Raw genomic sequence first — 13,163 nt, 5'->3', positions numbered from 1 at the left:
GACCAATAATTTATTTGCTCAAAAAAATGAAACAATATCACGACCTTCTTAAACATGTAATAAAAAAAGGCACTGTAAAAGAAGACCGCACGGGCACAGGCACCAAAAGTGTTTTCGGCTACCAAATGCGCTTTGATCTCAGTGAAGGTTTTCCCATGGTCACTACTAAAAAACTTCATCTTAAATCAATTGTTTATGAGCTTTTGTGGTTTTTGAACGGTGATACAAATATTAAGTATCTACAAGAAAAGGGTGTGCGCATTTGGAACGAATGGGCAGATGAAAATGGCAATCTTGGGCCCGTTTACGGTCACCAGTGGCGAAATTGGAACAGTGAGGAGATTGATCAGATTTCTGATATAGTTAAAACCCTAAAAACCAATCCTGATAGCCGCCGAATGCTTGTAAGCGCTTGGAACCCTAGTGTTTTGCCAGACACCTCAAAACCTTTTGCTGAAAACGTCGCTAATGGCAAAGCAGCGCTTCCACCCTGCCACGCCTTTTTTCAATTTTATGTAGCCGATGGAAAATTATCCTGCCAGCTTTACCAACGCAGTGCCGATATTTTCTTGGGCGTTCCTTTCAATATTGCATCGTATGCGCTTTTAACTTTAATGATGGCGCAGGTTTGTGGATACCAGCCTGGTGATTTTGTGCACACCTTTGGCGATGCCCATATTTACAGCAACCATTTTGAACAAGTTGAACTTCAATTATCGCGCAAACCGCGATCATTGCCAAAAATGTTGCTTAATCCAGAAGTAAAAGATATATTTGGCTTCACTTTTGATGACTTTACACTTGTAGATTACAATCCACACCCCCACATTAAAGGTGCTGTTGCCATATAACTTAAATTAAAACCCCAAGATGAAGAACTTATTTATTGCTTTATGCCTACTATTTACCACCACCATTTTTGCCCAGCAAGAGTGGGGAGATGTTCAAAAAAATACAGTTACCCTGAAAGAAATAGGCCCAGTTTGGCCCGGTTGTGAAAACGGTAGCGCTGCCGAACGCGATAATTGCTTCAACAATAAACTTGCAACGCACATTGCCAAAAACTTTAAATATCCACCAGAGGCTTACAAAAAGAACGAGCAGGGTAGAGTGATTGTCGAATTTATTATAAATGAGCAAGGTTTGGTTGAAGTAAAAAATGTATCTGGAGGATCAAAAGCACTACAGGACGAAGCTAAACGAAATATTATGGCAATCCCGAAAATGGCAAAACCCGGTATGATGGGCGGTAAGGCACGACCTATTAAATTTACGGTTCCTTTTACTTTTAAAACGGGAAAATAAGATGATGAAAAACATATTTCTAGCCTTAGTTCTAGTAATTATCTCGTCCACTTTATACGCTCAGGAAGAAACGGTAACCGAAGTTTCAGAATCCGAAATGACTACAGCTGATGTACCTTATGCCGTAATTGAAAATGTTCCTGTATATCCAGGGTGTGAAGGTAACGGCAATCAAGAATTGAAAAAATGCATGTCTACCAAAATTTCAGAATTTGTCAACCAGAATTTTGACATGAAAAAAATTGAGGCTTTAGATCTACCCCCTAAAGTTTATAGAACTTCAGTTCAATTTAAAATAGACAAAGAAGGTAAAGTTGTTGATGTTAGAGCACGTGCGCCGCATCCTGAGATTGAAAAAGAAGCAGTTCGCGTGGTAAGCAACCTTCCCCAAATGCAACCGGGAAAACAAAGAGGAATAGCGGTTGGAGTGCTATATTCACTTCCAATTATTTTCAAAGTTGAACCTCCAACAAAAGATGAAAAGAAAAAGAAAAAACAAAACTAGATAAAACTAGTTTAACAACTGTTTAACGCAAGTTAAATAGTCTTCAACAATTTTAATATTTATATTTAAAGTGTCGTCAAAAAAATGCGGCACTTTTTTTATGATTGCTACAGATACACTGGTTTCACTTTTTATAGAAACCCGCGAATATACCGAAACTATATGCCAACCGCTGGAAATTGAGGACTATGTAGTCCAGCCAATTGTGGACGTTTCCCCTCCAAAATGGCACTTGGGCCACACCACTTGGTTTTTTGAGGAATTCATTTTAAAGCCACACAAACCAAATTACCGATTGTTTCATGAAGACTTCGCATTTGTCTTCAACAGTTATTACGAAAATGTTGGGAAACGGGTACTTCGAACCGATCGCGGAAACCTTTCCCGACCCGGCGTGGCAAAGGTTTACGATTATCGACGCTACGTTACTAATGAAATGAAGGATTTTCTTTCTGAAGACGTTTCAAAAGATATAGAAGAAATTCTGTTAATAGGAATACATCACGAAAAACAACACCAAGAACTGCTTATAACAGACATAAAGTACATTTTGGGCAATAATCCCTTATTGCCAAAATACAATGATTCCTTTTTAGAAAACCCCCTCCAAAATTTTCAACAGGAATGGATTGAAATGAAGGAAGGTATTTATGAGATAGGCCATAAAAATTCCGACGAATTCTGCTATGACAATGAGTTGGGAAGGCACAAAGTATATCTTCACGACTATAAAATTTCAAACAAACTTGTTACGAATGCCGAATTCCTTGGATTTATTAAGGCCGTTGGCTACAAAGATTTCAATCTTTGGCATGCAGAAGGCTGGGAGTGGGTACAGCAAAACAATATTTCCCAACCTATGTATTGGCACAATATTGATGGCGAATGGCACCAATATACATTGAATGGACTTCAAAAATTAAATACTGATGCCCCACTTACACACATTTCCTATTATGAAGCTTTTGCCTTTGCGCAATGGAAAGGCTGCCGTTTGCCCGCAGAATTTGAATGGGAAGCTGCACAGGAAAATTTTAAATGGGGCACCCGTTGGGAGTGGACGGAGAGCGCGTATCTGCCGTACCCAGGCTACACAAAAGCACCCGGAGCCATTGGCGAGTACAACGGGAAATTTATGGTAAATCAAAAGGTGTTGCGCGGCGGTTCCGTGGCAACTGCTCCCAAACACACAAGACCTACGTACCGCAACTTTTTTCAAACCAACCTGCGGTGGCAATTCACTGGGTTAAGATTAGCAAAATAATTACGACTATCACCTTATGGCAACAACTACAGCAATCATATTAAACACAACTTTTAAAAAAGAAGTTTTTGAAGGCTTGAGCGCTTTCCCAAAATATATATCGTCAAAATATTTCTATGATCAAAAGGGCGATAAGCTTTTTCAGGATATTATGGCGATGCCTGAATATTATCTCACAGGATGCGAGTTTCAAATACTTTCTTCAAACACTGAAACCATTGGAGAGCTTTTCCGCGACCGCGAAAATGGTTTAGATTTAATTGAATTGGGACCGGGAGACGGAAAAAAAACAAAATTATTGTTGAAATACATGGCCGAAAACAATTTCAATTTTGTTTACAAGCCTATTGACATTAGCGCAAACGCCGTGGAATTACTTTCAAAAAATTTGTCCGAAGAAATGCCCTCGCTAAAAGTTGATGCAGAAGTAGGCGAATATTTTGAGGTTTTGGAAAGACTGAAAGGTTTCAATAAACGCAAAAAAGTAATTATGGTTTTAGGAAGCAATATTGGCAACCTTAAACACCCTAAAGCGATTGAATTTCTCTCAAAATTGAAAGACGCCATGCTTCCCGACGATTTGCTTTTTATGGGTTTTGACCAGAAAAAAAATCCTCAAACATTACTCGATGCGTACAATGATGAAGCTGGAATTACAGCTGCTTTCAACAAAAATGTTTTAACCCGAATAAACCGTGAACTCGACGGAAATTTTGAAGTTGAAAAATTCAAACATTGGGAAATGTACAATCCCGAGACAGGCACGGCCAAAAGTTTTTTGGTGGCTACAGAAGCTATGCAGGTAACTATCGAAAAACTACAGTTAACGGTAAATTTTGATAAATGGGAAACTATCCATACTGAAATTTCGCAGAAATACGATGATAAAACAGTGCAATGGCTTGCAGAAAAATCCGGTCTCGAAATTGAAACTTCCTTCACCGATGAAAAAGAGTATTATAAAAATTATGCCTTTAGAAAGTTGTGATGCAAGCTGCTGAACCTTAAACTTATAAAATATTAAATCTATCGATTTTTCAACATTTCGACTTTTCAACTCATCGAACCCATAATTTCAATAAGTTTTTGCAACTCCGCTTCGGTGTTGTAATAATGAAAACTTACACGAATGCCACCACCACGGGGCGAACAGATAATATTGTTTGCTTGTAACTTTTTAAATATTCTATTATCTCCTTTCAAATTATAAATTGATGAATGGTTTTTTCGAAATAGGGTATCATTTTTTAACAAATCCATTTCGGCAAAACGTTCTTTCGCATTTGCTGAGAGCGTAGCAATTTTTTGATGCAGATTTTCACGTCCCAGTTTTTGCTGAAACAACAGAGCCTGCTCCAAACTGCCATAGTTCAAAGTATCTTGATGGCCCGGTTCAAAATGTTTCATAAAAGCAGTTTCCGTTGCCAGACTTTCAAAGCGTTCAGCGGAATTGAAACCAATTGTCTTCGGAAAAATACGTTCGCGGGCAGCTTCCTTCACTATAATAAACCCAATGCCGTACCCCGCCGCAAGCCATTTATAGGCGCTCGCACCTAAAGCATCAATGGCGTTTTCGGCAAAACTGAAATTTTCCGTTCCCAAATATTGAGTGCCATCCGCAATCAAAAGCAGGTTTGGATGATAGCTTTTCAACTGCTTAAGAAATTCAAAATCTATCTTTATACCGTTTAGCCATTGCACAATGCTGAACATAAAAACATCCGGTTTGTGTTTTGCCACAGCTTCCTCAATATTTTGCTCCAAATTTTCATCAATTTCGGCATAGCAAACATCAAAATCACGGGTTTCAACAGGCCAATTTACGGAGGGATAATCATCTTTTAAAAGCAGTACTTTTTGTCCTTTCGGAAGTCCTTCCATAATTGTATTTATCGCAAAAGAAATATTCGGCACCAAAGCGGTCTCTTCCGCTGAAGCGTGAAAGAAATTGGAAACCGCTTGGCGAATTTGTTCAATATGTAGTTTGTGCTTATCGCGAAAAACACTCGCTTGGTTCATCAAGTCAAGGTCGTGCTGTCTGCGCCATTCAATAACAGGTTTGGGAATTACCCCATTTGACGCGGTATTTAGGTATGTACAAGATTCCAAAGCCGGAAAGTGTTTTCTTAATTCTTCCATAAGTAATGGCCAAAATGGCGAATTTTAGGTATTTTTACAATACTGGAATTTTCAGTGATTTTGAACTTCAACGAAAGTAACCAACTATGTTTTCAAAAACTAAAAAAACCGAAAGAATTGATGCCGAACAGCGCGAGCAGTACGAGTACGCCCGTCGCCGCATAAAACAGAAAAAAAACCTGATGCGCCATTTTATATTGTTTTTGGTGGGCTCGGTACTACTTATTATTATAAACCCAGTGTTGGGTTATGGCGAAAATTTCTTTATAAAGGATTGGTTTATTTGGGCTATTTTAATTTGGACTTTTATATTCCTCGTACATCTTTTCAACGTTTTTGTGATGAATAAATTTATGGACAAGGAATGGGAAGACCGCCAACTCGAAAAACTGAAAGCCCGCCAAGCCGAACGCATGGCCGAGCTTCAGAAAAAAGTGGATGCCGAACTGCAACTGCCCACAAACCCACCGGCCACTTCAAAAAAAAACGAGCTGAACAACCCGTTACCGCCAGACGTACAATGATTACAATGATTGCCGCCGCTGGCGAGAATAACGAACTGGGAAAGGATAACGACCTGCTTTGGCACTTGCCGGATGATTTTAAACGCTTCAAAAAACTCACCACCGGACATTACATCATTATGGGGCGAAAGACTTTTGAGTCGTTCCCGAAACCGCTTCCCAATAGAACTCATATAGTTATTACCCGAAACACTGATTACAGAAAAGAAGAAGCTGTGGTGGTTCACGATATTGAAAAGGCGTTGAAAATTTCAAAAGAAGATGCGCAGCCCTATATTATTGGTGGCGGCGAAATTTATAAATTGGGACTTCCCATTGCCGATAAAATTGAACTTACCCGCGTACATGGCACGTTTGCCGATGCCGACACTTTTTTTCCAGAGTTTTCAGAGGAGAAGTGGGAGCTTGTTTCCAAAGAAGAACATCCCAAGGACGAGAGACATAACTATTCCTTTACGTACGAAACTTGGGTGCGAAAATAATGAATTCCAAACCCCAAAGGTTTTTGAAACCTTTGGGGTTTTGCTTCCAAAAAAACTCTTTTGAAAACCATCTTAAAACATATTGCTTCCCAAAACAACTTCAACTGTCTCGATAGCAAACCCCTTTCGGGTGGCGATATCAACGAGGTTTTTCTTTTAAATTGTAGCGAAGAAAATTTTGTCGTCAAGATTAACAGTGCCTCAAAATTCCCAGCAATGTTTGAAGCGGAAGCAAGCGGATTGCGATTGCTGAAACAAAACAGTGGTTTTAAGATTCCAGCGGTGATTGCCAAAGGAATATATCAAAACACGGCCTATTTGATATTGGAATACATTTTCCCTGGAAATCCCTCAAAAAACTTTTTGGAAAAATTTGCCGAGGCGCTTGCGTGCCTGCACAAAACAACTGCCAAAAATTTTGGACTGGACCACGACAACTACATTGGCAGTCTTCCGCAGCAAAACAACTTTTGCAGTTCGGCTTCAGAATTTTATATCACGCAACGTTTGGAGCCACAGTTCAAAATGGCTGCAGACAACGGTTTTAATTTTAAAAACTTAGAGAAATTTTTTAAGAATATTTCGGAAGAAATCTCAAACGAGGCTCCAGCTTTAGTCCACGGCGATCTTTGGTATGGCAACTATATGGTTTCCGAAACTGGCAAGCCGGTTTTGATAGATCCAACCGTAGCCTTTGCACCGCGCGAAATGGATATTGCAATGATGAAATTGTTCGGTGGGTTTTCAGAAGAAATTTTCTCCAATTACAATGCTGCTTTTCCTTTAGGCGAAGGCTGGAAAGAAAGGCTTCCCCTTTGGCAATTATACTATTTGCTGGTACACCTCAACCTTTTCGGAAGTGGTTATTTATCGCAGGTCAATTCAGCAATAAAAAAATATTCATAGAATTAATCCTATTTTTGTATTTCTAAACCAATCGAAAATGAAAGCATATATATTTCCCGGACAAGGTGCCCAATTTACCGGAATGGGCAAGGATCTTTATGATAATTCCACGAAAGCGAAAGAACTTTTCCAACAAGCCAATGATATTTTGGGTTTCGACATTACTAAAATAATGTTTGAAGGTACAGCCGACGAACTGAAAGAAACCAAGGTTACCCAACCCGCTATTTTCCTTCACTCCACCATTTTGGCAGAAGTGATGGGAAATAAATTCCAGCCAGATATGGTTGCGGGACATTCCCTGGGAGAAATTTCAGCATTGGTGGCTAACAAAACTCTTGCTTTCAGCGATGGATTGCAATTAGTTTACAAACGTGCCTTGGCAATGCAGAAAGCCTGTGAACAAACGCCTTCAACAATGGCGGCTGTTTTGGGATTGGACGATCATTTGGTTGAAGAAATCTGCGCAAACACACCCGGAATTGTTGTTGCCGCAAATTATAACTGCCCCGGACAATTGGTAATTTCAGGAGATGTGGATGCCGTGGGAAAAGCTTGCGAAAGTTTAAAGGAAGCTGGCGCACGCAGAGCTTTGATACTGCCCGTTGGCGGTGCTTTCCACAGCCCGTTGATGGAACCTGCGCGGGAAGAGCTGGCGGCGGCCATTGAGGCAACAACTTTTACCGAACCTGCCTGCCCAATCTATCAAAACGTTTCCACCTTTGCGGTTACTGAGCCTTCGGAAATTAAGGAAAACCTTATTTTTCAATTGACCGCTCCGGTTAAATGGACACATAGTGTACAAAATATGATAAAAGATGGGGCAACAAAATTTATTGAAGTTGGTCCAGGCAATGTTTTGCAGGGGCTCGTGAAGAAAATTGATGCATCTGCAGAAACTGAAAAAGCGGAAGTATAATTTGATATTTTTATATAGTCTGTATTTGGATATTTGGCTTTTTAAATCACCACTTACTGACTTTTTTAAAGATTTTAAATAGAATATATAGAAAAACTAGAATTAATGTGAAAATAAAAAATTGCCAAAGGAGTAATCCAATGCTAAAATCATTCATAAATTTTTCCATCCATCAAATTTTATCAGTTTTACTTATCTAAATTCATTACGCCTATATTTCAAACTTATCATTTTTATAATATAATTCCAAATTTACCCTAAATTCAAAATATAAGTTTAAAAAAACACCGAACAGAAAATTCCGTTCGGTGTTTTTATTTCATTTAGTTTTCTATCTATGCGCTTATCCTACAATCTGCACAATCTTTCACCTCGCCATAATAGGTTTCGCGGTATTTATGTATGGTTTTAAAAGGAACTCTCAAAAAAGTTTTTTTAATGTAAATTACACTTGTGGTGAACATTCCCATCTTTTCTGTAAATCGTTTTTCTGTTTTTGTTTGTCGTTTCACTGAAACTAACTTCATAACTTTTGTTTATCGGTTTGCGGCAAAGAAACAAAGGCTTAGGGCCAATTCCAAATTATTAGCGTTAAACCTTTTATAAAAACTATTGTAATTTACTGATAATTAAATATTTCTGATTTTCCTTTCCCACTTCCACGCAGATTCAAGAGCGTCTTCCATCGTTTTTTCAGCTTTCCATCCCAATACTTTATTTGCCTTTTGAGTATCTGCATAAACGGCTATAACGTCTCCCGGTCTTCGATTCACAATTTTATAATTCAGCTTTTCGCCAGTTGTTTTTTTGAAGGAATTCACAACTTCCAAAACAGAACTTCCTCTACCTGTTCCCAGATTAAAAACCTCAAACTGGGTTGCATTTTTTGCAGAAAGCAATCGTTGCAACGCTATAACGTGTGCTTTAGCCAAATCCACAACATGAATATAATCGCGTACACAACTGCCATCTTCTGTAGGATAATCATCTCCAAAAACAGAAAGTTGTTCCCGTACCCCAGCCGCCGTTTGGGTTATAAACGGCACTAAATTCTGCGGCACTCCCGCCGGAAGCTCACCAATTTCTGCCGTTTTGTGTGCTCCAATGGGATTGAAGTACCGTAACGCAATCGATTTTAAAGCTGAAATAGAACATGTATCCTTTAATATTTCCTCACTGATTTGCTTTGTATTTCCGTAAGGCGAAGTAGCAGGCTTAACTGGCGCATCTTCAGTAATAGGAAGGGAATCCGGTTCACCATAAACCGTGCAGGACGAACTGAAAATAAAATTCTCAATTCCGTAAGCATTGCATTCCTGAAGCAGATAAATAAGCGTATTTAAATTGTTTTCGTAATAAAGCAATGGATTTTGAACGCTTTCGCCCACAGCCTTACTTGCCGCAAAATGGATAATTCCTTCAATGTCCTGATTTCTTTTAAAAAAATCAGAAACATCGGCTTTAATGCGCAGATCGAGCCGTTCAAATGTCGGGGCTGATTTAGTAATGTTTGTAATTCCTTCCAAAACATCCAAAGATGAATTGGATAGGTTATCGATAATTAAAACCTGATAACCAGAATTTTGAAGTTCAACAACTGTGTGCGAGCCTATGTAGCCCAAACCGCCGGTAACGAGTATTTTTTTCATTATTTGGTAACGAAATTTATAACAGTTTCTGTAATATAATCAATTTGCTCATCATCAAGCTCGGTGTGCATTGGCAGCGAAATCACTTCTTTCACCAATTGGTTTGTAACCGCAAAATCTTCCTCTTTGTAGCGTTCATCTCTGTAAGCTTTTTGAAGGTGCAATGGTATGGGGTAATACACCCCGCACGGAATTCCTTTTTCATTTAAATGATTTACCAGCGCGTCTCGGTCTGCTTTTAAAATTTTTAAAGTGTATTGATGAAAAACGTGACAGTCACAAACATCGCATATGGTTTGAGTGTTATCGCAAAAACCGGTTGGTGTAATTATATTTTCTATTCCGACGAAAGCTTCACTATATTTTCTAGCCGCATTTCTACGCGCAGCATTGTATTCATCCAAATATGGCAATTTTGCTCGAAGCACTGCCGCCTGGATGGAATCCAACCTGCTATTCACACCCACCACATCGTGATGGTAGCGCACATACATACCATGGTTTACAATACCGCGAATTATGTGGGCTAAATCATCATCGTTAGTGAATATTGCTCCTCCATCACCATAGCATCCCAAATTTTTTGATGGAAAAAAAGAAGTGGAAGCCACGTGCCCAATGGTTCCGGCTTTTTTTTTAGTACCATCTTTTGAAGTGTAATCGGCGCCAATACCTTGTGCGTTGTCCTCAATTACATACAGGTCGTGCTCTTTGGCAATAGCCATAATTTCATCCATATTTGCCGTAAGGCCGAAAAGATGCACGGGAACAATTGCCTTGGTTTTTGGCGTAATTGCTTTCTTAATCGCTTCAATATCTATATTGAAATTTATGGGATCCACATCTACCAACACAGGCGTTAACTGCAAAAGCGCAATAACCTCAACGGTTGCTGCAAATGTAAAATCGGCCGTAATCACCTCATCACCGGGCTTTAGTCCAAGCCCCATCATTGCAATTTGCAGAGCATCGGTACCGTTGGCACAGGGAATTACGTGCTTTACACCTAAATATTCCTCAAGCTCCTTTTGAAATTCGTGAACTTCGGGACCGTTTACAAAAGCGGTAGTTTCAATCACATTCATTATGGAACTATCCACGCGTTCCTTTATATTTTCATATTGACCTTTTAGGTCAACCATTTGTATTTTCTTCATGCTGCTGAAATAATATTGAATTCGGTAAAATTACAAAAATGATATTTGTTAAGGGTTAAGTTATAAGATTAGGTTTTGGTATTTGGTACTTGAAATTTGGTATTTTTGTTCGGTATGCACACCATCTACAATTTACTGATTCTCTTTGTCTCCTTTCTTTTGAAGATTATGGCGCTTTTCAGCAATAAAATGAAACTTTTTGTAAATGGCAGAAAGAACGTTTTTAAAACACTTCATCAAAAAATCTCCAGTACCGATAAAACCATATGGTTTCACTGCGCCTCGCTGGGTGAATTTGAGCAAGGCGTTCCAATTATGGAGGAAATAAAAAAACTAAAACCCGACCACAAAATAGTTGTCAGTTTTTTTTCGCCTTCAGGCTATGAAGTAAAGAAAAACACACCTTTGGCTGGTGCGGTAGTCTATTTACCGATGGACACAACCACAAACGCAAAAAAGTTTGTTACGGCAGTTCACCCTTCGCTTGCACTTTTTGTGAAATATGAATTTTGGCCCAATTATCTTTTTGAACTTCAGAAGAAGAACATTCCCACCCTATTAGTGTCGGGTGTTTTCAGGGAAAGCCAAATCTTTTTTAAACCTTACGGAGGCTTTATGCGAAGGGCATTAGCTAGTTTTGATCATTTCTTTTTACAGGATAAGAATTCTGAAATGCTATTAAAAAGTATTGGTTTTAGCAATACCACCGTAAGTGGCGACACACGTTTTGACAGGGTTTCGCACCAAATTGAAATGGACAACACCCTAAAATTTGCAGAGGATTTCAAAGGAAATTCGCTCTGTGTGGTTTGCGGAAGCACCTGGTTCGAAGATGAAGCCGTACTTCTGGATTATATAAATTCCGCTCCCGAAAACGTAAAATTCATCATTGCTCCCCATAAAATAGAAGCAGATAAAATCGAGGATTTCACAAAAAAGATTGTCAAAAAAACGGTGCTTCATTCCAGTATAGACGAAGTGAACATATCAGATTATTCTGTTTTGATAATTGACTGTATCGGCTTGTTGAGCAAATTATACAGCTATGCAGACATAGCGTATGTAGGCGGGGCGATGGGCAAAACGGGGCTTCATAATATTTTGGAACCTGCCACTTTTGGGGTGCCCATAGTTATAGGAAAGAATTTTAATGAATTCCCAGAGGCGAAAAGACTTCGGGATTTAGCAGGTTTGTTTTCAATTTCAAACGCTGCGGAATGTACCGAAATTCTTAACAAATTAATTCTAAATGATTCGCTTCGAAATAAAACAGGGATGATTGCTGGGCATTTTGTCAATAAAAACACAGGCGCAACCAAAAAAATAATTGATTACCTTAAGGCAGATTGAAAACACTTAAAACTGATATTTTTAAGAAAATCAATTCATTTTTAAAATACATTTCACTGAATTAATACTATTTTCACAATTTTTAGTATATAATTATACATTTCACAATTTTAAAAAGCTAGCTTTGTTTTAACAATTAAAAACAATCTAATTATGAAAAAACTTTTTATTGTATTAGCATTAGTTTCACTAGCCTTTGGTTCGTGTCGTGAGCAAAAGACCGAAACCAAGGAAGTAATCAGAGAAGTTGAAGTTGAAGTTGAACCAGAAACTTCTGATGAAAATGAGGGAATACTTGAAAGGGCTGCTAAAGAAGTGGACAAAGAGGTAAATGAAGAAATTGACAAGAAAATTGAAGACATCGGCAACGATGATTAAAATAAAACATTAACCATAAAACTCTATATTATGAAAAAATTAATTTTAATACTAGCGCTGACTTTCACCTTTGGCACAACGTTCACTTCCTGTCGCGAAAATAAAAAAGCCGACGATGTTGAAGATGTAGTTGATGATGTTAATGATGCTATGGACGATGTAGAAGATGAGGTGAAAGACATGACCGACGATGATGCCACAGACCCAGTAGAAAACACCATTCAGGAAGGGGTTAATGAAATTCAAGAAAATACCGGTACCGGTGGAACAGATGATATTTAAACGAAATCTTTAAAACAGCCTAATTAACTTTTAAAATCAACAAATATGAAAAAAGTAGCATTATTTATTTTGAGCACAGCTTTTATAGCTGCCAGTTTTACTTCTTGTCGTGAAAACAAAGAAGAAGTAACTGAAGAAGAAGCAATCATCCAAGAAATGCAGGATGAGGGTGCTGATGTGAAAATTAAAGAAGACGGCGGCGATACCAAAATAAAAATGGAAACCGATGAAAAGGAAGTAAAAATTAAAAAAGATGAAGATGGGGACACTAAGATAAAGATTGACGAAAATAATTAACCCCCA

General features: G+C 38.5%; 17 protein-coding genes. 13 read left to right on the top strand and 4 right to left on the bottom strand.

The window, feature by feature from the left end:
* The first annotated feature begins 26 nt into the window (after positions 1-26).
* The 5 genes from AC58DT_RS12030 to AC58DT_RS12010 all read left to right on the top strand — a co-directional run bounded on the left by AC58DT_RS12030 (position 27) and on the right by AC58DT_RS12010 (position 4,062).
* Entirely contained in the window at positions 27-851 is an 825-nt protein-coding gene (locus AC58DT_RS12030; protein WP_497217064.1) for a thymidylate synthase, read from the top strand.
* 19 nt (positions 852-870) lie between these two features.
* Entirely contained in the window at positions 871-1,305 is a 435-nt protein-coding gene (locus AC58DT_RS12025; RefSeq protein ID WP_497217063.1) for an energy transducer TonB, read from the top strand.
* 4 nt (positions 1,306-1,309) lie between these two features.
* Entirely contained in the window at positions 1,310-1,810 is a 501-nt protein-coding gene (locus AC58DT_RS12020; protein ID WP_497217062.1) for an energy transducer TonB, read from the top strand.
* A gap of 100 nt (positions 1,811-1,910) precedes the next feature.
* Positions 1,911-3,074: an ergothioneine biosynthesis protein EgtB gene (egtB, locus tag AC58DT_RS12015; RefSeq protein WP_497217061.1), complete on the top strand. Its 1,164-nt coding sequence runs from the start codon at positions 1,911-1,913 to the stop codon at positions 3,072-3,074.
* Between the two features lie 16 nt (positions 3,075-3,090).
* Positions 3,091-4,062: an L-histidine N(alpha)-methyltransferase gene (locus AC58DT_RS12010; RefSeq protein ID WP_497217060.1), complete on the top strand. Its 972-nt coding sequence runs from the start codon at positions 3,091-3,093 to the stop codon at positions 4,060-4,062.
* A gap of 65 nt (positions 4,063-4,127) precedes the next feature.
* Here the strand turns inward: AC58DT_RS12010 and AC58DT_RS12005 are convergent, their stop codons facing one another.
* On the bottom strand, positions 4,128-5,213 hold the full coding sequence (locus AC58DT_RS12005) for an aminotransferase class V-fold PLP-dependent enzyme (RefSeq protein WP_497217059.1): 1,086 nt from the start codon (positions 5,211-5,213) through the stop codon (positions 4,128-4,130).
* A gap of 86 nt (positions 5,214-5,299) precedes the next feature.
* Here AC58DT_RS12005 and AC58DT_RS12000 point away from each other — a divergent pair, with 86 nt between their 5' ends.
* From AC58DT_RS12000 to fabD, 4 genes are read left to right on the top strand one after another with little or no spacing between them, the layout of a single operon-like run.
* A complete protein-coding gene (locus AC58DT_RS12000; protein WP_497217058.1) occupies positions 5,300-5,737 on the top strand; it encodes a 2TM domain-containing protein in 438 nt (145 codons plus the stop codon).
* Positions 5,734-6,219, top strand: coding sequence for a dihydrofolate reductase (locus AC58DT_RS11995; RefSeq protein WP_497217057.1), 486 nt, complete (start codon positions 5,734-5,736; stop codon positions 6,217-6,219). Before AC58DT_RS12000 ends, AC58DT_RS11995 begins: the two co-directional genes overlap by 4 nt.
* A 60-nt stretch (positions 6,220-6,279) precedes the next feature.
* On the top strand, positions 6,280-7,125 hold the full coding sequence (locus AC58DT_RS11990; RefSeq protein ID WP_497217056.1) for a fructosamine kinase family protein: 846 nt from the start codon (positions 6,280-6,282) through the stop codon (positions 7,123-7,125).
* Positions 7,126-7,162: 37 nt separating this feature from the next.
* Positions 7,163-8,044, top strand: a complete 882-nt coding sequence (gene fabD, locus AC58DT_RS11985; RefSeq protein WP_497217055.1) for an ACP S-malonyltransferase — start codon at positions 7,163-7,165, stop codon at positions 8,042-8,044.
* Positions 8,045-8,379: 335 nt separating this feature from the next.
* Here fabD and AC58DT_RS11980 read toward each other — a convergent pair whose 3' ends face one another.
* From AC58DT_RS11980 to AC58DT_RS11970, 3 genes are all read right to left on the bottom strand, one after another.
* The gene (locus AC58DT_RS11980; protein WP_497217054.1) at positions 8,380-8,571 is read right to left on the bottom strand and encodes a hypothetical protein; all 192 of its coding nucleotides are present in this window, start codon (positions 8,569-8,571) and stop codon (positions 8,380-8,382) included.
* Positions 8,572-8,673: 102 nt separating this feature from the next.
* Entirely contained in the window at positions 8,674-9,693 is a 1,020-nt protein-coding gene (galE, locus tag AC58DT_RS11975; RefSeq protein ID WP_497217053.1) for a UDP-glucose 4-epimerase GalE, read from the bottom strand.
* A complete protein-coding gene (locus AC58DT_RS11970; protein ID WP_497217052.1) occupies positions 9,693-10,850 on the bottom strand; it encodes a DegT/DnrJ/EryC1/StrS family aminotransferase in 1,158 nt (385 codons plus the stop codon). Before AC58DT_RS11970 ends, galE begins: the two co-directional genes overlap by 1 nt.
* A gap of 114 nt (positions 10,851-10,964) precedes the next feature.
* On the opposite strand from AC58DT_RS11970, the gene AC58DT_RS11965 reads away from it, so the two are divergent.
* The 4 genes from AC58DT_RS11965 (at position 10,965) to AC58DT_RS11950 (ending at position 13,157) form a co-directional block, all read left to right on the top strand.
* Positions 10,965-12,200, top strand: a complete 1,236-nt coding sequence (locus tag AC58DT_RS11965; protein ID WP_497217051.1) for a 3-deoxy-D-manno-octulosonic acid transferase — start codon at positions 10,965-10,967, stop codon at positions 12,198-12,200.
* A gap of 153 nt (positions 12,201-12,353) precedes the next feature.
* Positions 12,354-12,578 carry a hypothetical protein gene (locus AC58DT_RS11960; RefSeq protein ID WP_497217050.1) on the top strand — a complete coding sequence of 75 codons (225 nt, stop codon included), beginning with the start codon at positions 12,354-12,356 and terminating at the stop codon, positions 12,576-12,578.
* A gap of 30 nt (positions 12,579-12,608) precedes the next feature.
* Positions 12,609-12,860 (top strand): hypothetical protein, encoded by a 252-nt coding sequence (locus tag AC58DT_RS11955; protein WP_497217049.1) that lies wholly within the window; start codon positions 12,609-12,611, stop codon positions 12,858-12,860.
* 45 nt (positions 12,861-12,905) lie between these two features.
* Complete coding sequence (locus AC58DT_RS11950) at positions 12,906-13,157, top strand: hypothetical protein (RefSeq protein WP_497217048.1); 252 nt, start codon at positions 12,906-12,908, stop codon at positions 13,155-13,157.
* Positions 13,158-13,163 lie beyond the last annotated feature (6 nt).

It is taken from the genome of Aequorivita sp. CRS11 (genome assembly GCF_059693805.1).
This window is presented reverse-complemented; position numbering and strand designations above follow the sequence as displayed.